Annotated in this window: 23 protein-coding genes; 15 read left to right on the forward strand and 8 right to left on the reverse strand. The window is 62.9% G+C overall.

What is annotated here, in order from left to right; translation table 11 throughout:
- The first annotated feature begins 7 nt into the window (after nucleotides 1-7).
- From YH3_RS28235 to YH3_RS28245, 3 genes are all read left to right on the forward strand, one after another.
- On the forward strand, nucleotides 8-370 hold the full coding sequence (locus YH3_RS28235) for a helix-turn-helix domain-containing protein (protein WP_030535559.1): 363 nt from the start codon (nucleotides 8-10) through the stop codon (nucleotides 368-370).
- Between the two features lie 156 nt (nucleotides 371-526).
- Nucleotides 527-1,339, forward strand: coding sequence for a phage shock protein PspA (pspA, locus tag YH3_RS28240; protein WP_003942098.1), 813 nt, complete (start codon nucleotides 527-529; stop codon nucleotides 1,337-1,339).
- A 31-nt stretch (nucleotides 1,340-1,370) separates the two neighbouring features.
- Nucleotides 1,371-2,216, forward strand: coding sequence for a hypothetical protein (locus YH3_RS28245; RefSeq protein WP_238592718.1), 846 nt, complete (start codon nucleotides 1,371-1,373; stop codon nucleotides 2,214-2,216).
- Between the two features lie 38 nt (nucleotides 2,217-2,254).
- Here YH3_RS28245 and YH3_RS28250 read toward each other — a convergent pair whose 3' ends face one another.
- The 3 genes from YH3_RS28250 to YH3_RS28260 are packed head-to-tail and all read right to left on the reverse strand — an operon-like array spanning nucleotide 2,255 to nucleotide 4,140.
- The gene (locus tag YH3_RS28250; protein ID WP_064444527.1) at nucleotides 2,255-2,860 is read right to left on the reverse strand and encodes an energy-coupling factor transporter transmembrane protein EcfT; all 606 of its coding nucleotides are present in this window, start codon (nucleotides 2,858-2,860) and stop codon (nucleotides 2,255-2,257) included.
- On the reverse strand, nucleotides 2,857-3,537 hold the full coding sequence (locus YH3_RS28255; protein ID WP_054828100.1) for an energy-coupling factor ABC transporter ATP-binding protein: 681 nt from the start codon (nucleotides 3,535-3,537) through the stop codon (nucleotides 2,857-2,859). The genes YH3_RS28250 and YH3_RS28255 overlap by 4 nt, the downstream gene beginning before the upstream one ends.
- Nucleotides 3,538-3,543: 6 nt before the next feature.
- Nucleotides 3,544-4,140 carry a biotin transporter BioY gene (locus YH3_RS28260; protein WP_007735162.1) on the reverse strand — a complete coding sequence of 199 codons (597 nt, stop codon included), beginning with the start codon at nucleotides 4,138-4,140 and terminating at the stop codon, nucleotides 3,544-3,546.
- A 237-nt stretch (nucleotides 4,141-4,377) separates the two neighbouring features.
- On the opposite strand from YH3_RS28260, the gene YH3_RS36290 reads away from it, so the two are divergent.
- From YH3_RS36290 to recX, 8 genes are all read left to right on the forward strand, one after another.
- Nucleotides 4,378-4,554 carry a hypothetical protein gene (locus tag YH3_RS36290; RefSeq protein WP_003942133.1) on the forward strand — a complete coding sequence of 59 codons (177 nt, stop codon included), beginning with the start codon at nucleotides 4,378-4,380 and terminating at the stop codon, nucleotides 4,552-4,554.
- A 17-nt stretch (nucleotides 4,555-4,571) separates the two neighbouring features.
- Nucleotides 4,572-5,285, forward strand: coding sequence for a PIG-L deacetylase family protein (locus YH3_RS28265; RefSeq protein WP_050655791.1), 714 nt, complete (start codon nucleotides 4,572-4,574; stop codon nucleotides 5,283-5,285).
- A gap of 73 nt (nucleotides 5,286-5,358) precedes the next feature.
- Nucleotides 5,359-5,997, forward strand: a complete 639-nt coding sequence (locus tag YH3_RS28270) for a TetR/AcrR family transcriptional regulator (RefSeq protein WP_050655792.1) — start codon at nucleotides 5,359-5,361, stop codon at nucleotides 5,995-5,997.
- 2 nt (nucleotides 5,998-5,999) lie between these two features.
- Nucleotides 6,000-7,535, forward strand: a complete 1,536-nt coding sequence (locus YH3_RS28275) for a glycerol-3-phosphate dehydrogenase/oxidase (RefSeq protein ID WP_064444528.1) — start codon at nucleotides 6,000-6,002, stop codon at nucleotides 7,533-7,535.
- A 12-nt stretch (nucleotides 7,536-7,547) separates the two neighbouring features.
- Entirely contained in the window at nucleotides 7,548-8,711 is a 1,164-nt protein-coding gene (locus YH3_RS28280; RefSeq protein ID WP_064112794.1) for a glycosyltransferase, read from the forward strand.
- Between the two features lie 52 nt (nucleotides 8,712-8,763).
- Entirely contained in the window at nucleotides 8,764-8,958 is a 195-nt protein-coding gene (locus YH3_RS28285) for a DUF3046 domain-containing protein (protein ID WP_003942185.1), read from the forward strand.
- A gap of 288 nt (nucleotides 8,959-9,246) precedes the next feature.
- Nucleotides 9,247-10,284, forward strand: a complete 1,038-nt coding sequence (gene recA, locus YH3_RS28290) for a recombinase RecA (protein ID WP_007735170.1) — start codon at nucleotides 9,247-9,249, stop codon at nucleotides 10,282-10,284.
- Nucleotides 10,285-10,292: 8 nt separating this feature from the next.
- Nucleotides 10,293-10,871, forward strand: a complete 579-nt coding sequence (gene recX / locus YH3_RS28295; RefSeq protein WP_054825713.1) for a recombination regulator RecX — start codon at nucleotides 10,293-10,295, stop codon at nucleotides 10,869-10,871.
- A gap of 115 nt (nucleotides 10,872-10,986) precedes the next feature.
- Here the strand turns inward: recX and YH3_RS28300 are convergent, their stop codons facing one another.
- From YH3_RS28300 to gluA, 4 genes are all read right to left on the reverse strand, one after another.
- The gene (locus YH3_RS28300; RefSeq protein WP_054188531.1) at nucleotides 10,987-11,883 is read right to left on the reverse strand and encodes an amino acid ABC transporter permease; all 897 of its coding nucleotides are present in this window, start codon (nucleotides 11,881-11,883) and stop codon (nucleotides 10,987-10,989) included.
- A complete protein-coding gene (locus YH3_RS28305; protein WP_019748198.1) occupies nucleotides 11,880-12,560 on the reverse strand; it encodes an amino acid ABC transporter permease in 681 nt (226 codons plus the stop codon). Before YH3_RS28305 ends, YH3_RS28300 begins: the two co-directional genes overlap by 4 nt.
- Nucleotides 12,561-12,659: 99 nt before the next feature.
- Nucleotides 12,660-13,496, reverse strand: coding sequence for a glutamate ABC transporter substrate-binding protein (locus YH3_RS28310; RefSeq protein ID WP_020907523.1), 837 nt, complete (start codon nucleotides 13,494-13,496; stop codon nucleotides 12,660-12,662).
- A 126-nt stretch (nucleotides 13,497-13,622) separates the two neighbouring features.
- Nucleotides 13,623-14,351 carry a glutamate ABC transporter ATP-binding protein GluA gene (gene gluA / locus YH3_RS28315; RefSeq protein WP_007735175.1) on the reverse strand — a complete coding sequence of 243 codons (729 nt, stop codon included), beginning with the start codon at nucleotides 14,349-14,351 and terminating at the stop codon, nucleotides 13,623-13,625.
- A 231-nt stretch (nucleotides 14,352-14,582) separates the two neighbouring features.
- Here gluA and miaB point away from each other — a divergent pair, with 231 nt between their 5' ends.
- The gene (miaB, locus tag YH3_RS28320; RefSeq protein WP_047271495.1) at nucleotides 14,583-16,130 is read left to right on the forward strand and encodes a tRNA (N6-isopentenyl adenosine(37)-C2)-methylthiotransferase MiaB; all 1,548 of its coding nucleotides are present in this window, start codon (nucleotides 14,583-14,585) and stop codon (nucleotides 16,128-16,130) included.
- The gene (locus YH3_RS28325; RefSeq protein WP_003942155.1) at nucleotides 16,127-16,717 is read left to right on the forward strand and encodes a hypothetical protein; all 591 of its coding nucleotides are present in this window, start codon (nucleotides 16,127-16,129) and stop codon (nucleotides 16,715-16,717) included. The genes miaB and YH3_RS28325 overlap by 4 nt, the downstream gene beginning before the upstream one ends.
- A gap of 94 nt (nucleotides 16,718-16,811) precedes the next feature.
- Here YH3_RS28325 and YH3_RS28330 read toward each other — a convergent pair whose 3' ends face one another.
- On the reverse strand, nucleotides 16,812-18,197 hold the full coding sequence (locus YH3_RS28330; protein ID WP_064444529.1) for a DUF349 domain-containing protein: 1,386 nt from the start codon (nucleotides 18,195-18,197) through the stop codon (nucleotides 16,812-16,814).
- A 139-nt stretch (nucleotides 18,198-18,336) separates the two neighbouring features.
- Between YH3_RS28330 and YH3_RS28335 the strand changes: the two genes are divergently transcribed.
- Both YH3_RS28335 and miaA read left to right on the forward strand, forming a co-directional pair.
- Entirely contained in the window at nucleotides 18,337-19,098 is a 762-nt protein-coding gene (locus YH3_RS28335) for a class III extradiol dioxygenase subunit B-like domain-containing protein (protein WP_064444530.1), read from the forward strand.
- Nucleotides 19,086-20,021, forward strand: coding sequence for a tRNA (adenosine(37)-N6)-dimethylallyltransferase MiaA (gene miaA, locus YH3_RS28340; RefSeq protein ID WP_007735177.1), 936 nt, complete (start codon nucleotides 19,086-19,088; stop codon nucleotides 20,019-20,021). Before YH3_RS28335 ends, miaA begins: the two co-directional genes overlap by 13 nt.
- Nucleotides 20,022-20,029: the final 8 nt, after the last annotated feature.

The following is a 20,029-nucleotide window of genomic DNA, read 5'->3' on the forward strand; positions in this document are numbered from 1 at the left end:
GAGCGAGATGGCGCTGCTATTGCGTGAGGCAATCGGTGACAGTCTCCGGCGTACGCGCGTTTCGCAGAGCCGCACGCTACGTGAGGTGTCGAACAGCGCGCGTGTGAGCTTGGGCTATCTGTCCGAAGTGGAACGTGGACGTAAGGAAGCATCGAGCGAACTGTTGGCGGCGATCTGTGATGCGCTCGCAGTCCCACTGTCCGACGTGCTGGTCGACGTGAGCGAGACCCTGGCCACGAAGAAGAGCGCTCCGGTCGCTGGTCGACAGGTCGCCGAACCCGCCGTGTCGGCTTCCGGTTCGCCGACAATCGCACGCGACACCCGCGTCGTGATTCCGGCGCCGAACGCTCGAAGGTTGGCGGCGGCGTAGCCACTACCGGCCGTAACCGATAGATTTTGTACGTAACCGCCGGTTTCCAGCAGGTGGGGTCAGAGCAGATAGGGCGCAGCCCTTGTTTCGGTGCGCGACGGTCGCGCTCCGGGTCGCGTTCGGCGCGGCGCATCAGATGGAGGCAGGATCAAACCAATGGCTAATCCTTTCGTCAAGGGCTGGAAGTACCTGATGGCGCTCTTCAATTCGAAGATCGATGAGAAGGCAGATCCAAAGGTTCAGATTCAGCAGGCGATCGAGGACGCACAGCGCCAGCATCAGGCGTTGTCCCAGCAGGCTGCGTCGGTGATCGGTAATCAGCGTCAACTCGAGATGAAGCTCAGCCGTCAACTCGACGAGGTCGAAAAGCTCAACGCCAACGCGCGCCAGGCCGTCAACCTCGCCGATCAGGCCGCTGCTGCCGGCGACAACGACAAGGCGATCCAGTACACCAACGCTGCCGAAGCTTTTGCGGCCCAGTTGGTGACGGCCGAGCAGGGCGTCGAAGATCTGAAGGCACTGCACGACCAGTCCTTGCAGGCCGCCGCTCAGGCCAAGAAGGCTGTCGAGCAGAACGCGATGACTCTGCAGGCAAAGGTTGCCGAGCGCACCAAGCTGCTCAGCCAGCTGGAGCAGGCCAAGATGCAGGAGCGCGTGAGCGAGTCCCTTCGGTCCATGGACAGCACGCTGTCGGCTCCCGGCAACACACCCAGCCTCGATGCTGTGCGCGACAAGATCGAGCGGCGTTACGCCGACGCACTCGGCTCTGCCGAGCTCGCCCAGAACTCCGTTCAAGGCCGCATGATGGAGGTCCAGCAGGCCTCGGTCCAGATGGCAGGGCACAGTCGCCTCGAGCAGATTCGTGCTTCCATGAAGGGCGAGGCACTGCCGTCCGGCGGCGCAGCAGCCACTCCTGCGACTCCGTCCGTCGAGAAGCAGCCCCCGGCTGCCGGTCAGACCGGGCAGTAGCCGAATCCTCGATGTCGGCAGTGATGCTCTGATGTTTTCTTCACGAGACGGCCGATCTGGGCGCGAGCCCCGGTCGGCCGTTCCCGTTTCCGTATCCGGCGCCTTCGGAGCGTTGGGACGCACCGCGGACACATTGCGCGAGGTCGGACTGTCTGCGGCGGATGCCGCTCGGCGGTGGCAGGACCCGCGCGCCAAATTCGAGCGCAAACGAGCCCGTGCACGTCGACGCGCTCAGCGTTGGGGTTTCATGTCCGGCGGATCAGTGGTCGGCACGGTTGGCCTTGCGGTTGCGTCGGCCCCCGAGTGGTCGGTGGTCGTGGCAGGCGGGGGGGCGGCACTGTTCGCGGTTCCCGCCGTCATTGCGGTCGGTCGTTACCGTTCGATGAGTTCCGGCCCACCGCCGTCGGCGCCGATTCGCCGGCGCTTGCCACCGTCGTCGTCTCGCGCGTTCATCCCGATGTCTCGCCTCATCGGCGCCGAGACTTCGTTGTTCGAGATCTTGAGTGTGCTCAGGCGCGCCGACACCATCGACCCCGGTGAGTTGGACGAAATCACTGTTACCGCCGATTCGGCATTGAGAGCGATGTTCGCGGTGTCTTCGGATGTCGTCGCGATGGAACGCGCCGTGGCCGCTACACCCAAGGTGACCGAACCTCTTGATCCCACCATCGACGGCGCAGTTCGTGAGTTGCAGTCGGGGTTGGATCAGTACGAGGATCTGGTGACCTCCGCAGCTGCATTGACAGCGCCTCACAGCCCTTCGGCTCTGGTGGGATTCAACCGAGAACTCTCGGCGCTGCACGCGGCCGCCGAGCGACTCTCGGCGCTTGCCGACGCCATCGGTGAGGTGGACGACATCACCCGCAAGTACAACTGATCGGTCCTCGCGCCTGATCGATGCACCTGTTCGAAATCTCAGTCGTCGGCGCCGCGGGCCGCCAATGCTTCACCCATTGCGTCCGCGGTCATCAGGGTGCCGACAATGACCGGAACTGCGAAGGATCGCAGCGAGAATCCGAGCCCTCGCGCCTTGCGTGCCTCGGACACCTGTGTGATGACCTCGAACATCAGCGGGATGCACCGGATCGTCATTGCGAGGAGCAAAGCGATCCGTTCGGGATTGACCCCGAAGCGTCGCAAGGGTGTCAGGAACCGGGTGATCGCGTCGAGCATCTCGGAGATCCGTGTGGTCAGACCCATGATCGCCGCGAAGGCGATCGAGATGATCAGAACCCCGCACACGACGGCCGCTCGCTGCCATCCCGCGACTATCAGCTGGAACGCCCCGATGAAGAGCAACATCCACAGCGCCGGACGCAGTTGCCGGATCGCAGTCATCGGAGGAATGCGCGCAATCGCGTACAGGGCCACAACGACGATCGTGGGAGCTGCCAGTTGCCACGGCTCGCGCACGAAGATCGAGACGGCGAGGATGGCCACGACCAAGGCGAAGAGCTTGATCCCCGTCGGCATCCGGTGCAGGAGCGATGTGCCCGGCCGGTAGACGCCGAGAGTGGTCACGAGACCAACGACCGGTAATGGCCGATCGAGTCGGCGGGGGAGCCGTCGGCGACGACACGGCCTTGGTCGACAACCAACACCCGTTCGAATGATTCGAGGAGGTCGAGTTGGTGGGTCACGACGATCAGTTGTTGATCGAGTGACTCGAACACCGAGCTGATGAGTCGCGAGTTGCGAAGATCGAGGAGCGTGGTGGGCTCGTCGGCGACGAGTACGTTCGGCTCTGTCACCATGATGGCCGCGAGCGCGAGTAGCTGCTTCTGCCCGCCCGAAAGCTGGTGGGTGGGATGGTCGGCGTGCCCGGCGAGGCCGTAGCGTTCGAGCACCGAGGCCACCTTTGCGGCGCGCTCGGCTTTGCCCAATCCGCTACGGCGGAGCGAGAATTCGATGTCCTCGGCAACCGTCGGCATCACGATCTGGTGATTGGGATCGGTGAAGACGAATCCGACCTGCTTGCGTACGTCGCGGCCCTTCTTCGCCGTGTCCAAGCCGTTGACGTGGACGTGTCCTTCCGTCGGAACGACCAGTCCGTTGATCATGCGAGCGAGCGTCGACTTGCCGCTTCCGTTCGCACCCACGATTCCGATTCGCTGCTCGCTCAGTCGCAGATCTATCTGCTGCAGGACCGTTCGTTCACCGAAGCTGTGTCCGACGTTCTCGAAGACGATCTCACTCATCGGAGATTAATTCGCCACCACGGTCTTGTTCGACGAGATCACCGAGTCGCGCAGTAGTGCCGGGTATGCCCGGTGAACCTGGGACGCGACCAACGCGGTGACGACTGCTTTTGCGGCGTCGAGCGGGATGAAGGCGGCGTTGGCCGACCATGCGGCAACGAAGCTCATGTGTCCGCGGACCATCATTCCAACGATGCCGAACGCGTAGAGAACGACGACGCCGCCGAGAAGGTTGATGCCGATGCCCGCGATGATCCGGTACTTGGGCAGCATCTTGGCGGTCAGCCATCCGATGACAAACGCCGTCGGGATCCAACCGATGAGGAATCCGGCTGTCGGGCTCGATAGAGACACGAGTGCGGTGCGACCGCCGGCAAGGACCGGTAGACCGACCAATCCCAGAGCAATGACCGTCAGGACGGCGAGAACACCCTTGCGCGGTCCGAGTAGAGCGCCGGCCATCATGACGCCCATGGACTGAAGGGTGATCGGCACGCCGGAAATGCCGATGTTGATCGACCCGGGTAGGCCCAGCGCGATGATGAGTGCGGCGAAGACGGCTACATGCGCGAGATCGCGAGCGGGGAAACGGGTCGTAGACACTGCGGACGTGCTCCTTCGGCATACGGGATCGAACTTCGCGAGTTTACGCCAGGAGCAAGCTCCCATGGGTTGGACACCTGACCTGCGTGAGGGCCGGTCTCGGGGTGAACCCTGATCTTTACCTGAACTTGCCGCTGAGCTGCTGCTTTGTCACGCCAGACCTGTCAGGCTGGTTCTACGGACGACGCAGCACCTGTCCGATTCGACTGATTATTCAACGGCACGTTGGAGGTAAGCATGTTTTGGAAGATCGTTTTGGCCGTCGTACTGGTGTGGGTCGCACTCGCGGTGGTCGGTGCGCTGATCAAGGGGCTTTTCTGGGTTCTGGTGGTCGGCGCTGTCGGCTTCGGAATCTACTTCCTGGTGAAGGCGATGTCGGGAAGTGACGACAATTCGCCCGCTTCGCGGTTCTGACGGGCAAGATCTGCCCTATGGAAAACTTCCCCGAGGACTGGCAGCGCGCGATTGTCATCGTGGCGCATCCCGATGACATCGAATACGGCGCAGCCGCAGCAGTGGCGCAGTGGACCGATCGCGGCAAAGACGTGCGATATGTCCTGGCCACGCGCGGCGAGGCCGGAATCGCCGGTCTGTCGCCCGAGGAGTCCGGCCCGATCCGCGAGGAAGAAGAGCGTCGCTCGGCCGCGATCGTCGGTGTCGGTGAGGTGGAGTTCCTCGGCCTGCCCGACGGTCGTCTCGCGGAAGGCTTGGAGTTGCGCTCGACTCTCGCCGCAGCAATTCGCCGCCACCGTCCGGAATTGGTGGTGACGATGAACTTCTCCCACACCTGGGGCCCCGGCTATCTGAACAGCGCAGATCACCGTGCACTCGGGATCAGCGTTCTCGACGCAACTGCCGACGCAGCAAACGAATGGATCTTTCCCTCGTTGACGGCGCAGGGACTGGCGCCGTGGCCCGGTGTTCGGTGGGTTGCGGTCAATACGATGACTCCCACACACTGCGTCGACGTGACGTCGACGGTCGATCGCGCCGTGGATTCGCTCGCGGAACATGCGCGATATCTGGCGGCGCTGAGTTCCACGCCGATCCGGGAACAGGCGCGCGCACAGATCGACATGGTCAGCGGACCGAAGCCTGGTTTCGACGCCGAGCGAGCAGTTGGTTTCGAGTTGTACTATTTCTGATGATCTCTGAGCGAGAGAAATCGCAAGTCCCGACGGGATTACCGGTGACTTGTCCGGTATTGTGTTACACACGATGGTAATCCGTAACGCAGATGACTCATTTGCCCCTCGCAAGGCAGATGGTCAGCGCATCCCCAGCCGCGAGATCGACGACGTGATTCTCGACGCAGCAAGGTCGTGTGTCCTCGATTTCGGAATGCAGCGAACCACACTTGCCGAGATCTCGCGTCGCGCCGGCGTGAGCCGACCGACGGTCTACCGGCGATGGCCGGACACGCGAGCTGTCGTCGCGGACCTGCTCACCCGGGAGATCCGATCGGTGCTGCCCGAGGTGACCTTCAACGGGTCTGCCGGCACGTTGCTCGTGGAGGCGATCGGTGACGTCGTCGGCCAGATTCGCGACCATCCGCTCTTCGTGAAAATTCGGCAAGCTGATCAAGAATTGCTGACGACCTACATCGTGGACCGGCTCGGCGCGAGCCAGAAGTCGATTCTCGAGCTGATCACATCCGTTGTCGCGGCCGGCCAACAAGACGGTTCGATTCGCGAGGGAAGCGTCAACGAGATCGCGGCGATGGTTCTACTGATGGCTCAGTCCGTCGTCATTTCTGCGCCGACTCTCGAGCCGGAGCTTTCCTCCGATGCGTCGGTCGAGCAACTTCGATATGCGGTCGCTGCTTATCTGGCACCCGTCAAGAATTCGGGAGAATAGCTGTGAGCCCCCTAGATTCAGCAGGCAGCGATTCAGCGCTCAACGCACAACGGCGTACTCGTGAACTCGAGCAGTTGGCGAACGGCGATTCGGTCGACGTCCTGGTGATCGGCGGCGGAATCACCGGTGTCGGTGTCGCTCTCGACGCTGTGACTCGTGGGCTCAGTGTTGCGCTGGTCGAAAAGCACGACCTCGCGTTCGGCACCAGCCGCTGGAGTTCGAAACTCGCACACGGCGGCCTTCGGTACCTGGCTTCCGGCAATGTCGGTATAGCGCGTGAAAGTGCGGTCGAGCGCGGCATCCTCATGACGCGCACCGCGCCGCACCTCGTTCGCGCCATGCCTCAACTCGTACCGCTGTTGCCCGAAACGTCGTTCTTCGGGAAGGCCCTGGTGCGTACCGGTTTCCTGGCCGGTGACGCTCTGCGCATGTCGGCGCGAACCCCGGCTTCGGTGCTGCCCAGATCACGGACGGTCAGCGCTGCGCGGGCGCGCGAATTGGCTCCCGCGGTCAAGCAGGAGAACCTACGAGGCGCCTTGACCGCGTTCGACGGGCAGCTCATCGACGACGCCCGCCTCGTCGTCGGTATCGCCAGAACCGCAGCGTCGCACGGCGCGCGAATCCTGACCCGCGTCGGTGCATACGACGTATCCGGAACGTCGGCCACCTTGCGCGACGAGTTGACCGGATCCGAGTTCTTGATGCGTGCCCGCGTCGTGGTCAATGCGACCGGTGTCTGGGCTGATCAGGTCGACTCCAGCATCACCCTGCGCCCCAGCCGCGGGACGCACCTGGTGCTCGATGCAGCGCGATTGGGGAACCCCACGGCAGCGCTGACCGTGCCGATTCCCGGCGAGACCAACCGTTTCGTCTTCGCCCTGCCCGCCCAGCTCGGCCGGATCTACCTCGGGTTGACCGACGAAGCAGCGCCGGGACCGGTGCCAGACGTGCCGTCGGCGTCAGAGGACGAGATCGACTTCCTGCTCGACACCGTGAACACGGCGTTGGAAGTTCCGCTGACCCGTGGGGACGTCTTGGGGACCTTCGCGGGTCTGCGTCCGCTGCTGGACACCGGTGAAGGCTCGACGGCCGACCTCTCGCGCAATCACGCTGTAGTCCGTTCGGACTCGGGCTTGGTCACGGTGGTAGGCGGAAAACTCACGACGTACCGCAAGATGGCCGAAGACGCCGTCGACGCTGCGGTCGAGGTCGGGTCGCTGAGCGCCGGGGCATGTCGGACACGCGCGTTGCCGCTGGTAGGCGCTGCATCACCGGCGGAATTGAAGAAGATCAAGGCACCCGCGTCATTGGTGGCGCGATACGGCACCGAGGCCGAGGTCGTTGCCGCGGCGAGCGGCGATCGTCTCCGGTCGGTTGCGGACTTGGAGATCTGCGGTGCCGAGTTCGATTTCGCGGTGTCGCATGAAGGCGCCCTCGACGTCGACGACGTCCTCGATCGCAGGACGAGAATCGGATTGGTGGCTTCGGATCGCGAACGCGCACTGGGTGCGGCGGAACAAGCCTTTCACTCGGTGTGACACTCTGATCCGGTGCGTGTAGCCGTTGTTGCCGGGCCGGACCCGGGTCATGCTTTTCCCGCAATAGCGTTGTCGCTGGCGTTGATCCAGGCCGGCGACGAACCGATCCTGTACACGGGGACCCGGTGGGTCGAGGCAGCGCGAGCAGCCGGCGTGGAAGCCGAGCCGCTCAAGGGCTTGGCCCCGCGGCCGGGAGACGACGATCTTGATGCAGGCGCTCGGATTCATTCGCGCGCCGCCTATATTTCCACCGAACTGCTTCCCGACCTGAAGTCCGTCTCCCCGGATCTCGTCGTTTCCGACATCCTCACTGCCGGAGGCGGATTGGCCGCCGAAAGACTTGGCATCCCCTGGGTGGAACTCTCGCCTCACCCGCTGTACTCACCTTCACGGGGGTTGCCGCCGATCGGCAGTGGGCTCGCTCCCGGCGTCGGAATTCGTGGTCGACTCCGCGATACCCTGATGCGCGCAGCGACGGGACGTTCGATCAAGCAAGGGTTGGCCCAGCGATCCCAGGCCCGTGTCGGTGTCGGACTGCCCGCTCTGGATCCCGGTCCGCAAGCGCGGCTGATCGCAACACTTCCGGCACTCGAAGTGCCTCGCCCCGACTGGCCGGAGCGCGCTCACGTCGTCGGACCGCTTCTGTGGGAGCCGACCGAGGTGATTCTGGATCCACCGCCAGGTGACGAACCGCTGGTTATGGTGGCGCCCTCCACGGCGCACACCGGCGCAGTGGGAATGTTCGAGGGCACGGTCGAAGGACTCGGCGGAGCCGGTGTGCGGCTGATCGCGTCGATGCTCGACGGGGCTGAAGGTGAGCATCCTGATTGGGTTCGTGCAGGTCTCGGACGCCAGGACACGATGCTGCGTGACGCGTCGGTGTTGGTATGTGGCGGCGGGCACGGCATGTTGGCGAAGGCCCTGCTGGCCGGCGTGCCGACGGTCGTCGTTCCCGGGGGCGGGGACCAGTGGGAGTTGGCCAATCGCGCTGCGCGGGCAGGGACGTCGGTGATCGTGCGGCCCGCAGATGCTCAGTCGATTCGCGATGCCGTACTGCAGGTGCTCTCCGACAAACGATTCGCGGAAGCTGCGAGAGCGGCTGCCGCGACTGCGTCGCAGGTCACCGATCCGGTGGCGGTGTGCCGACAGGTGGTCAACGGTGGTGTGACGGCGTGAGCACGTTGCGCCTGAATGCAGGTGCACCGCTCTGTGGACTACGGTGGCGGCTGTGCGGTTGACCGAATTTCATGAAATGGTGCGCGAAGAGTTCGGGCAGGTACGAGGCGACTCGATGCTGATCGACCATGTACTCCAGAGTCTCGACGGAATGACTGCCGCGGAGGCCGTCGAAGCAGGCTGGGAGCCTCGCGAGGTGTGGCGTGCGCTCTGTGTGGAGTTCGACGTACCACCCGCCCGCCGCTGATTCTTCGGCGTGTCGAACGTCTCCCATCTTCTGTTCGAACACGTGTTCGTCTATGCTGAAGCTGTTCGGTGGTGACGCTCCTTTGGTAACTGCGAACTTTCGATGTTCTACAAACGCGGTGACCTACAAACGCGGTGATCGACAAGCGCTAAAGCAAGATCGAAAAGTCTGTCGGTGGCCGGATCTACTCTGATCGCAACACACCAACAGGGTCGGCTCAGGCAGGCGCTGAAGAGACGGAGTCTGCTCAGGCAGGCACTGAAGACTGAAACAAGGATGGGGATCACGATGGCACCACAGGCACCTGATCGGGACAAGGCACTCGACCTCGCGTTGGCGCAGATCGACAAGAACTTCGGCAAGGGTTCGGTGATGCGCCTGGGTGAGGGTGTCCGCCAGCCCATCGCCGTCATTCCCACCGGTTCCATCGCGCTCGACGTCGCGCTGGGTATCGGCGGACTGCCGCGTGGCCGCGTCATCGAGATCTACGGCCCGGAGTCCTCGGGTAAGACCACCGTGGCACTGCACGCAGTTGCCAATGCTCAGGCCAACGGCGGCATCGCGGCGTTCATCGACGCGGAGCACGCACTCGATCCCGACTATGCAGCCAAGCTGGGCGTCGATACCGATGCACTCCTGGTCTCACAGCCGGACACGGGTGAGCAGGCCCTCGAAATCACCGACATGCTGATCCGTTCAGGCGCCCTCGACATCGTCGTGATCGACTCCGTGGCCGCTCTTGTTCCTCGCGCCGAGATCGAAGGCGAGATGGGTGACAGCCACGTCGGTTTGCAGGCTCGACTGATGAGCCAGGCGCTGCGCAAGATCACCGGTGCCATGAACAACTCGGGCACCACCGTCATCTTCATCAACCAGCTTCGCGAGAAGATCGGCGTGATGTTCGGTTCTCCCGAAACCACCACCGGTGGTAAGGCACTGAAGTTCTACGCTTCGGTCCGCCTCGACATCCGTCGTATCGAAACTCTCAAGGACGGTACCGACGCAGTGGGTAACCGCACTCGCGTCAAGGTCGTCAAGAACAAGGTCGCGCCGCCGTTCAAGCAGGCCGAGTTCGACATTCTCTACGGCCAGGGCATCAGCAAGGAAGGCTCGCTCATCGACATGGGTGTCGAGCACGGGTTCATCCGCAAGTCCGGCTCCTGGTACACCTACGAAGGTGACCAGTTGGGTCAGGGCAAGGAAAATGCTCGTAAGTTCTTGCTGGAGAACACCGATATCCGCGACGAGATCGAGAAGAAGATCAAGGAAAAGCTCGGTATCGGTGCTGACGTCACTGCAACCGACGAAGCTCCCGCCGACTTCTGAGTTCAGTCATGAGCTTCGACGACGGTGACAACGGCGAGAATGCTCGTGAAGAGTACGGCGCTCCTCGGCGTCGATCCCGTCAACGATCCGAGAAGCCGTCGCAACGCGCAGAAGGTGGGACGGAGGCGCAGGCCAAAGATGCTTGCCTACGCCTCCTGACCGACCGGGCGCGCAGTCGTTCCGAGCTGGAAACAAAGCTGAGCGGGCGCGGCTTCGAGCCCGAGATCATTGCCAAGGTCCTCGATCGACTCCAAGAAATCGGGTTGATCGACGACGCGGACTTCGCGAACCAATGGGTTCATTCGCGGCACACGTACTCGGGCAAGGGAAAGCGTGCGCTTGCAGTCGAGTTGCGGCTCAAAGGAATCGACCAGGACACCGCTTCCGAAGCGTTGTCACAGATCGATCCGGAAGACGAGCGCGAGCGAGCAGCGGAGCTGGTTCGGCGGAAGCTGAAGAACAAGCCCGTCGATGATCGCGACAAGGTCACGCGTCGACTGGTCTCGATGCTGGCACGCAAAGGATATTCAGCTGGGATGTCCTACGAGGTGGTCAAAGCCGAGATGGCGGCGGTCACCGACTCGTAGCGAAGTGCAGCATTCAGAACAAAAGGGCGGGGGTACCACCGAAATTCGGTGGTACCCCCGCCCTGTTGTGTATTCGCGCTAACGCGGCTGGATTCGACTCACGGCTCCATCTGATTCACGGCTTGGTCAAGTCCATGCCCGGAACCGAAACGGCGGGGTCGGCGGACGGCGCCGCGATGGGGCCCTTGCCCTTTCGCTTTCCCGAACGCAGGCGCTTCTCCACCTTGGTTGCCAGGAAGGTCAGAGCCGAGTTGAGAGCGATCATGATCGCTGCGACCACGATGAGCGCCGGCAAGAAGTTTCCGTAGAAGGTGCCGAGCTGTTGGGCCTGACGCACCAACTCGACATACCCGATCAGGTAACCGAGGGCGGAGTCCTTCAGCGCCACGACCATCTGCGAGATCAGGGCCGGGAGCATGGCGGTAACCGCTTGGGGGAGCAGGATTGTCACCATGATCTGCGTCTTGCGCATGCCAAGTGCCTTGGCGGCCTCACTTTGCCCACGGGGGAGTGAGTTGATTCCGGCGCGGACGATCTCGGCGATCACGGAACCGTTGTACAGGGTCAAGCCCACCACGACTGCGGCGAGTGCGAGGTACTTCGACTTGAAGACTTCGTATTCGGCAAACACCTGATACGAGAAGATCATCAGAATCAGCACCGGTACCGCGCGGAACAATTCGACGATGACGCCGCAGATCTTCCGAATGATGTTGTGCTCGGAGAGTCGACCGATACCCAGGGCAGAACCGAGGATGAGCGCGAAGACGATGGACATCGCAGCCGCGATCAACGTCCCTCGGATACCGGGTATCAGATACGTTGTCCACGAGGTGGATTCGAGGAACGGATCCCACTTCGCTGCTGTCAGCTGGCCCTTTTCGTCGAGCGCGCGGTAGACGACGTACCCGATTGCCACCATGAGTGCGGCGACGACAAGGGACGCGAATCGGTAGAGATTTCGCGCTCTCGGACCGGGCGCGTCGTAGAGAACTGTTGCGCGGTTGCTCATCGTGAAACCTCGAATCGCTTGCTCAGCTTGCCGAAGATCAAGCCCATGGGAAGTGTCAGGATCACGAAACCGACAGCGAAGATTCCACCGACGACGAAGATCGCGGCTTCGTTCTCGATCATCTTCTTCATCAGCGCTGACGCTTCGGAAACGCCGATCACCGCGGCGATGGTCGAGTTCTTGGTCAGTGCGATCAGCACGCTACCCAGCGGTGCTGTGACCGCGCGAAAAGCCTGAGGCAAGACGATCAGCCGAAGATTTTGTGCAAACGACAGACCGAGTGATCGGCCCGCTTCGGCCTGGCCGACCGGAACGGTATTGATTCCCGATCGAAGTGACTCACACACGAACGCGGCGGTGTAGACACTGAGGCCGAGTACGGCGAGTCGGAAGTTGTTGTCTGTCAAGAACGTCGGTGAGTCCGACTTGGCGAGGTTGACTCCGAGCGTCTGCGAAAGACCGAACAGGCAGAACAGCAGAATCAGTGTCAGGGGGGTGTTTCGGAACACGGTCACGTACGCGGTACCCAGGAATCGGGCGACCGGGACCGGTGACACGCGCATTGCCGCAATCAGGACACCGATGATGACGGCGCCGATCGCGGAGAAGAACGTCAGCTGGATCGTGGTCCAGAAGGCTTCCAGAATCTGGTCGCCGTACTTGCTCAGAAGGTTCACTTGCCGTCTCCCCAGATCACGGGATCTCCGTTGGTGGCGTCACGCGCTGCGGCTCCCGAAGTGGGGAGCCGCAGCGAGATTGACGGTGAAAAAAGCAGGTCAGTAACGATCAACGGTGGGCGGTGCCGGGATGGGGTAGCCCGAAGCGCCAACGGTGTTGTTGAAGGCTTCTTCCCATGCGCCGGTGGAGATCATCTTCTCGATGGCGTCGTTGATCTTGCCGCGACCCTCGGAATCGTCCTTGGCCAGGCCGACGCCGTACTTTTCGGTCGTGAACGGTTCTCCGACTACCTTCAGCTCGCCCGGGTACTGGGCAGCGTAGCCGGCGAGGATGATGTCGTCGGTGGTGACAGCGTCGACAGCGCCGTTACGCAGAGCCTCGACACAAGCGGAGTACGTGTCGAGCGGCTGGAGCTGGACATCCTTGGCGTAGTTGTCCTGGATGTTCTGCGCCGGAGTCGAACCCGACACCGAGCAGAGCTTCTTGCCGCCGGTCAGGGAATCGGGGCCGGTGATGTCGGTGTTGTCGGAGCGAACGAGCAGCGACTGGCCTGCGATGAAGTACGGGCCGCCGAAGCTGACCTTTTCCTTGCGCGTGTCGGTGATCGAGTATGTCGCGACGATGTAGTCGACCTCGCCGTTCTGGATCAGGGTCTCGCGCTGGGCTGACGGAGATTCCTTGAAGGTGATGCCTTCGGGCTTTACGCCCAGTTCGTTTGCGATGTAACGGGCTACCTCGACGTCGAAGCCGGAGAAGGTGCCGTCAGGGTTGCGCTGACCGAGGCCGGGCTGATCGAACTTGATGCCGACGGTGAGAGTGCCGTCGGAAGCGCTCTCGGTGATCGACTTGTTCTCCTCGCCGCCGCCACAGGCCGTGGCAGCGAACGCGATGGCCATGATTCCGATTCCGAAACGGACGGAACGATTGATCTTCATGAAGATCCTCTCAGTTGTCGACACACGAACAGTGCAGTCGAGATGAACGGTGCAGCCGAGGTGAACGGTGCAGTCGAGCAAGTTGTCTTGTGGACGAGGACAGGACTGTCGGAGGGGAGACTGTAATCAGTGCGTGAGGATCTTGCCGAGGAAGTCCTTGGCCCGATCCGACTTGGGATGGGTGAAGAACTCTTCGGGCGTGGTGTCTTCGACGACCTGGCCGTCAGCCATGAACAGCACACGATCGCCGGCTTTGCGGGCGAATCCCATCTCGTGCGTGACCACGAGCATGGTCATGCCTTCCTTGGCGAGGGAAGTCATGACGTCGAGGACCTCGTTGACCATCTCGGGATCGAGAGCGGAGGTGGGCTCGTCGAACAACATCACCTTCGGCTGCATCGCAAGAGCGCGAGCAATCGCGACACGCTGTTGCTGACCGCCGGAAAGCTGCGCCGGGTACTTGTCGGCCTGATTGGCGATACCGACGCGCTCGAGCAATGCCTGCGCCGTCTTCTTGGCTTCGTCCTTCTTCGCCTTGCGGACCTTCATCGGTGCGAGCATGACGTTCTCGAGGATCGTCTTGTGTGCGAACAGGTTGAAGGACTGAAAGACCATCCCGACGTCGGCACGAAGTGCGGCAAGTGCTTTGCCCTCCTCGGGGAGCGTCTTGCCGTCGACGGCGATGGTGCCCGAGTCGATGGGTTCCAGGCGATTGATGGTGCGGCACAGAGTCGACTTACCGGAGCCCGACGGACCAAGGACGATCACCACTTGGCCCTTGGGTACTTCGAGATTGACCTCTTGCAGGACGTGAAGTTCCCCGAAGTGTTTGTTCACCGAGGTCATCGAAATCATGGATGTGGAATCGCCGGAGGTGGTCGGCGTCGTCGCATCGTCGGCTTGGGTCATAAACGAGAACCTTAGGCGTAGTTTGCGTCGACGCCCGTGATTTCGCCATGGTTCTTGCCATATGTAATGGAAATTTTACTGTGACGACGTTTATGTCGCGTTTCGGCTGTTTATCAGGGCGTTATTACACGTCGTAGTGGACGTGAGCTAGGCTGAAGCGTGTCACTGATCGACGAAATGTCCCCTGCACTTCCGGAGCCGACTGCAGTTCCGGAGCCGACTGCGAAGTCTGTTCGCACCTACGAGGTGCGGACGTACGGCTGTCAGATGAACGTCCACGATTCCGAGCGACTGTCCGGTCTGCTCGAGGACGCCGGGTATTCGAAGGCGGAGACCGGAACCGATCCTGATCTTGTCGTCTTCAACACGTGTGCGGTCCGCGAGAACGCGGACAACAAGTTGTACGGCAACCTCAGCCAGCTCGCCCCGAACAAGGAGGCGAACCCCGACATGCAGATCGCGGTCGGTGGGTGCCTGGCGCAGAAGGATCGTGACACCGTCGTCAAGAAGGCGCCGTTCGTCGATGTCGTCTTCGGCACTCACAACATCGGCTCGCTGCCCGCGCTGCTCGACCGCGCGCGCCACAATCAGCGCGCCGAAGTCGAAATCCTCGACGCGCTGGAGGCGTTTCCGTCGACACTGCCAGCCAAGCGCGAATCCGCCTACGCGGGTTGGGTTTCCATCTCGGTGGGCTGTAACAACACGTGCACGTTCTGCATCGTTCCGGCCTTGCGTGGCAAGGAAGTGGATCGACGTCCCGGCGACATTCTGGCCGAGGTGCAGGCGCTCGTCGACGAGGGTGTCTCGGAAGTGACCCTGCTCGGACAGAACGTCAACGCCTACGGCGTGTCGTTCGCCGATCCGGAACAACCGCGCGATCGCGGAGCCTTCGCTTCCCTCTTGAAGGCATGTGGACACATCGACGGCCTCGAACGGGTCAGGTTCACATCGCCGCACCCGGCAGAGTTCACCGACGACGTCATCGAAGCGATGGCAACCACTCCCAACGTCTGCCCGCAGCTGCACATGCCGTTGCAGTCCGGTTCGGACAAGGTTCTCAAGGCGATGAAGCGCTCGTACCGCAAGTCGAAGTACCTCGGGATCATCGAGAAGGTGCGCGCCGCAATGCCGCACGCCGCCATCACCACGGACATCATCGTCGGGTTCCCGGGGGAGACGGAGGAGGATTTCGAGGAGACGCTGGACGTCGTGCGTAAGGCGCGATTCTCCAACGCCTACACCTTCCAGTACTCCAAGCGCCCGGGCACGCCGGCGGCGGAGATGGCCGATCAGCTTCCCAAAGAGGTTGTCCAGGAACGCTACATGCGATTGCTCGCCGTTCAGGAAGAAGTGAACATCGAGGAGAATCGCAAGCTCGTCGGCACCGAGGTCGAACTCTTGGTGGCAGCGGGGGAGGGTCGGAAGAACGCGGCGACTCAACGTCTCAGTGGTCGCGCGCGAGACGGTCGCCTGGTGCATTTCCGCCCCGAGGGAAACCTCGACGGCACAATCCGACCCGGTGACGTGGTGACGGTCGTCGTCACCCACGGAGCCCCTCATCACCTCGTGGCAGATGACGGAGTGCTCACGCACCGTCGGACCCGCGCCGGTGATTCCTTCGAAAAGGGCATCACACCCAAGACCCCGCCCATCGGTGTAGGTCTCGGACTACCGAAGATCGGTGCCCCGGCCCCACAACCCGTCCAGATGGGATGCAACGCATGACCTCGCAACACGAGAACACGACACCACAGCCGGGCGACGACGCCTTCGAGGGCTACCGCAAGGATCTCGACGACGCGGAACGCAAGGTCGCGGGAGAAATCGATCCGGGTGTGCGCGCCATGGTTGTCGCGGTTGCGGTGCTCGTGCTGGTCGGCACCCTTGCCCTGCCCCATGCGGGAGTTGCGAACGGCTGGGATGTGCTCGCGTACAACCAGGACGCGGAAACCGAACGGATTGCACTGTTCTCACGCTTGTTCGTGTGGTTCGTCGTCATCTTCGGCATCGGATTCTCGATGCTCGCGCTGGTCACGCGGCGTTGGAGTCTGGCCTGGGTCGCACTCGCCGGCAGTGCCGTGGCGAGTGCTCTCGGCATGATGGCCGTCTGGTCGCGTCAGACCATTCCCGCCGGTTTCAATGTGGCAGGACCGTCGATCGGGCTGATCATCGGATGGTTTGCCGTCGTGTTCTTGACGTTCCATTGGCTCAAGGTGGTCTGGACACGAACCAACATTCAGCTCGCCGCCGAGGAGCAACGCCGGATCGCTGCGGCCGAAGCCGAGAAGCATCAGGAATGGAACGTCGGCTGACACAGCAGGCCGTCCATCCAAAGCACAAGACAACGCCGGCTGACTCCTTTCGGAGTCAGCCGGCGTTTTTGTTGTCTTTACAGCTCGTCGTCGATTACTCGTTGACGGCGCTTTCGGCAGCTTCGGCCCACTCACGCCACTGCTTGGCCTGAGCGAGAGCCTTCTCGGCGTCCTTCGTCTTGCCGGCAGCCTGAGCCTTGGCGGCCTGCTCCTCGAACTGGCTCACCCGCTCCTTGAACTGCGCGACCCGGGCAAGTGCTTCCGGATCGGTGCGACGCCACTCGGCGTCGACCGCGTCGCGCACCTTGGTTTCGATGGCCCGGAGCTTCGCTTCGAGTTCCTGCATTCGGTCGCGCGGCACCTTGCCGATCGCGTCCCACTTCTCCTGCAGGTCGCGAAGCGCTGCGCGGGCGTTCTCGAGTCCGTGCGCCGGATCGATGTTCGCATTGGCAGCGAGCAGCTCTTCCTTCGCGACTGCGTTCTGCTCGAATTCGGCGTCGCGCTCGGATGCAGCAGCGTTGCGCGCGGCGAAGAACACGTCCTGAGCGCCCTTGAAGCGCTTCCACAGGTTGTCGTCGGCCTCGCGCGGTGCGCGGCCGGCAGCCTTCCACTCGCTGAGCAGATCGCGGAATTCCCCGGCGGTCTGTCCCCATTCAGTGGAGGTCGACAGCTTCTCGGCGCGCTCGACCAGTTCTTCCTTCGTCGAACGGGCGCTCGCACGATCCCGGTCGAGTTCGGCGAAGTGCGCTCCACGTCGTCGGTTGAAGGACTCGCGAGCCTTGGAGTACCGCTTCCACAGCGCGTCGTCGACCTTGCGGTCGATTCCGCGAATCGTCTTCCACTCGTCGAGAATCTCGCGCAGTCGATCACCCGCGGTCTTCCACTGGGTCGACTCCGAGCCGATCTGCTCGGCCTCGACTGCGAGGGCCTCCTTGCGGGCGGTGCTTGCCGCGCGAGACTGTTCCTTCTCTTCCTTCGCGTGCGCTGCGGCCTCGTCGGAACCGGCAACGATCACGTCGAGTCGGCGAGCCAAAGCGTCGAGGTCACCGATTACTGCAGCGGTCGAGAGGGATTCGGACAGAGCGATGGCGGCAGCCTTGGTCTTCTTGGCGTCTCCGGCGCCCGACGTCAGTCGCGCCTCGAGTAGCGAGACCTCGGTCGCGAGGTCGTCGTAGCGACGACCGAAATGGGCGAGGCCCTCGGTGGCGTCGCCGGCCTGCCACGAACCGATCTGACGTTCACCGTCAGCGGTCTTCACCCAGGCGGTTCCGTCTTCCTCGACGCGTCCGAACTTGCTCGGGTCGCTGGCCGGTGCGGCGGTGACGGCATGCGAGGCTGCTGGTCCGGGGCGAGGTGCTCCGGGGCGGGGCGCACCGGGGCGTGGTCCACCAGGTTTGGGAGCGCCGGGTTTGGGTGTTGCCGGGCTCGGGCTGGCCGAACTGCTGTCGGCGCCGGTGGTGGGTTCACTGTTCTCGGTCATCGGTCCTCGTCTCTGCCGCGCGTCACGGCTGCCTGATCGCATTCCTGGTTCCATTGAACCCGGTACTCACGTTCTCCGACTATTGAATCAGGTAAGAGGGTGTGAGGTCGCCACCTCGGGGTCGACTAGCGTGGCAACTGTGTTGACTTCCGCTGTTCTCGTCCCCTCGGCGCCGTTACTCGTGCCGGAATTGTCCGGTGATTCGGCCGAGTCCGCTCAGGTGCGCGCTACAGCGATAGCCGCCGTGCGCCGGCTCTCTCACGAGGCGGTTCACTGGGTGGGCGTCGGTGTCGACTCCGAGAATGCAGAACCCGAGAAAGCAGCAGGCGAACTCTGGCGATCGGGCGTCGGACGTGGGCAGATCGGTACGTTCGCTGGATTCGGCGCCGATGTCCGGACGTCACTGGACGCGGATGCGGCAGGCGAACCGGTGCCATCTCTCGAACTGTGCGCCCTTGTTGCCGGCTGGTTGCGTGGCCGAACAGACGTGGAGATAACCGTCGACATGCACGTCGTCAGTGCAAAGGCGTCGGCGAATGAATGTCGTGAATTCGGGCAGCAGCTGCGCAAGCAACTCGACAGCGACAACCGACCGCAAGGGCTTCTGATCGTTGCTGACGGTGCGTCCACGCTGACGGCAAAGGCGCCAGGAAGCTTCGACGAGCGCGCCGCGGGTGTGCAGTCGGCCATCGACGACGCCCTGACGGCCGGGGACCCGGAGGCGCTGCTTGCTCTCGATCCGCGGCTCTGCCGCAGTGTCGGAGCCCAGGGGCGCGCGGCGTGGCAGGTCCTGGCCGGTGTCTTTACGGGCTCGTCTCGGTCGGCCCATCCTCGCGCGACGGTCGACTACAGCGATGCGCCGTTCGGCGTCGGTTACCACGTCGGGACGTGGCGGCCGTGAACGTCCCTGAAGAACTTCGCCCGATCGCAGTTGTCGGTCCGACAGCGTCGGGAAAGTCCGATCTCGCGTTGGCACTGGCCGAGGAATTCGGCGGTGAAATCATCAACATCGACGCGATGCAGCTCTATCGCGGCATGGATATCGGGACCGCCAAACTGACACCGGCCGAGCGCCGTGGGATTCCGCATCACCTGCTCGACGTTCTCGACGTGAAGGAGACCGCCACCGTCGCGCGTTATCAAAGCGACGCGATCGCGATCGCCGAGGATCTGATCGCGGCGGGCAAGGTTCCGGTGATCGTCGGCGGATCCATGATGTACGTCCAGTCTTTGCTCGACGAATGGTCCTTTCCGGCAACCGATCCCGAGGTTCGTGCGAAGTGGGAGGCGGTGCTCGCCGAAGGAGGGGTCGGTGCGGTGCATACGGCGCTTGTTGCTGCTGATCCGGTAGCAGCGGCGTCGATACTGCCGACGGACGGTCGGCGGATGGTTCGGGCGCTCGAGGTCGTCGAGCTGACAGGTCTGCCGTTCGCGGCCTCGGCGCCGCAGATCGGTGATCCTCGATGGGGAACCCGCATTCTCGGCGTGGATCGGGATACGGAAGAACTCGACGCCCGGATTCGGTTGCGAACAGAGCTGATGTTTTCAGACGGACTTGTCGACGAAGTTGCCGTGCTCGTCGAGCAAGGATTGCGTGATGGCGTCACCGCGCCGCGAGCCATCGGCTACGCACAGGTGCTCGCACATTTCGACGGTGAATACGATCTGGCCGAAGCACTCGAACGGACGTTCATCGGGACACGGCGCTATGTTCGCCGACAACGATCATGGTTCCGTCGTGACGCACGCGTGCACTGGCTCGACGGTGCCGATCCGGAGCTGCCCAACTCCGCTTTCGCGGCGCTCGCAGATCGCGGTCTGTAACACGATCG

It is taken from the genome of Rhodococcus sp. YH3-3 (genome assembly GCF_001653035.1).
GTDB classification, from domain to species: domain Bacteria; phylum Actinomycetota; class Actinomycetes; order Mycobacteriales; family Mycobacteriaceae; genus Rhodococcus_F; species Rhodococcus_F qingshengii.

Bases quoted from the DNA above. Each gene is read 5' to 3' on its own strand.
- YH3_RS28270 (WP_050655792.1), top strand. From the start codon at position 5,359: ATGGTAATCCGTAACGCAGATGACTCATTTGCCCCTCGCAAGGCAGAT.
- YH3_RS28300 (WP_054188531.1), bottom strand. From the start codon at position 11,883: ATGAGCAACCGCGCAACAGTTCTCTACGACGCGCCCGGTCCGAGAGCG.
- YH3_RS28265 (WP_050655791.1), top strand. From the start codon at position 4,572: ATGGAAAACTTCCCCGAGGACTGGCAGCGCGCGATTGTCATCGTGGCG.
- YH3_RS28330 (WP_064444529.1), bottom strand. From the start codon at position 18,197: ATGACCGAGAACAGTGAACCCACCACCGGCGCCGACAGCAGTTCGGCC.
- YH3_RS28245 (WP_238592718.1), top strand. From the start codon at position 1,371: ATGTTTTCTTCACGAGACGGCCGATCTGGGCGCGAGCCCCGGTCGGCC.
- YH3_RS36290 (WP_003942133.1), top strand. From the start codon at position 4,378: ATGTTTTGGAAGATCGTTTTGGCCGTCGTACTGGTGTGGGTCGCACTC.
- gluA (WP_007735175.1), bottom strand. From the start codon at position 14,351: ATGATTTCGATGACCTCGGTGAACAAACACTTCGGGGAACTTCACGTC.
- miaB (WP_047271495.1), top strand. From the start codon at position 14,583: ATGTCCCCTGCACTTCCGGAGCCGACTGCAGTTCCGGAGCCGACTGCG.
- YH3_RS28310 (WP_020907523.1), bottom strand. From the start codon at position 13,496: ATGAAGATCAATCGTTCCGTCCGTTTCGGAATCGGAATCATGGCCATC.
- YH3_RS28235 (WP_030535559.1), top strand. From the start codon at position 8: ATGGCGCTGCTATTGCGTGAGGCAATCGGTGACAGTCTCCGGCGTACG.
- recX (WP_054825713.1), top strand. From the start codon at position 10,293: ATGAGCTTCGACGACGGTGACAACGGCGAGAATGCTCGTGAAGAGTAC.
- pspA (WP_003942098.1), top strand. From the start codon at position 527: ATGGCTAATCCTTTCGTCAAGGGCTGGAAGTACCTGATGGCGCTCTTC.
- recA (WP_007735170.1), top strand. From the start codon at position 9,247: ATGGCACCACAGGCACCTGATCGGGACAAGGCACTCGACCTCGCGTTG.
- YH3_RS28325 (WP_003942155.1), top strand. From the start codon at position 16,127: ATGACCTCGCAACACGAGAACACGACACCACAGCCGGGCGACGACGCC.
- YH3_RS28255 (WP_054828100.1), bottom strand. From the start codon at position 3,537: ATGAGTGAGATCGTCTTCGAGAACGTCGGACACAGCTTCGGTGAACGA.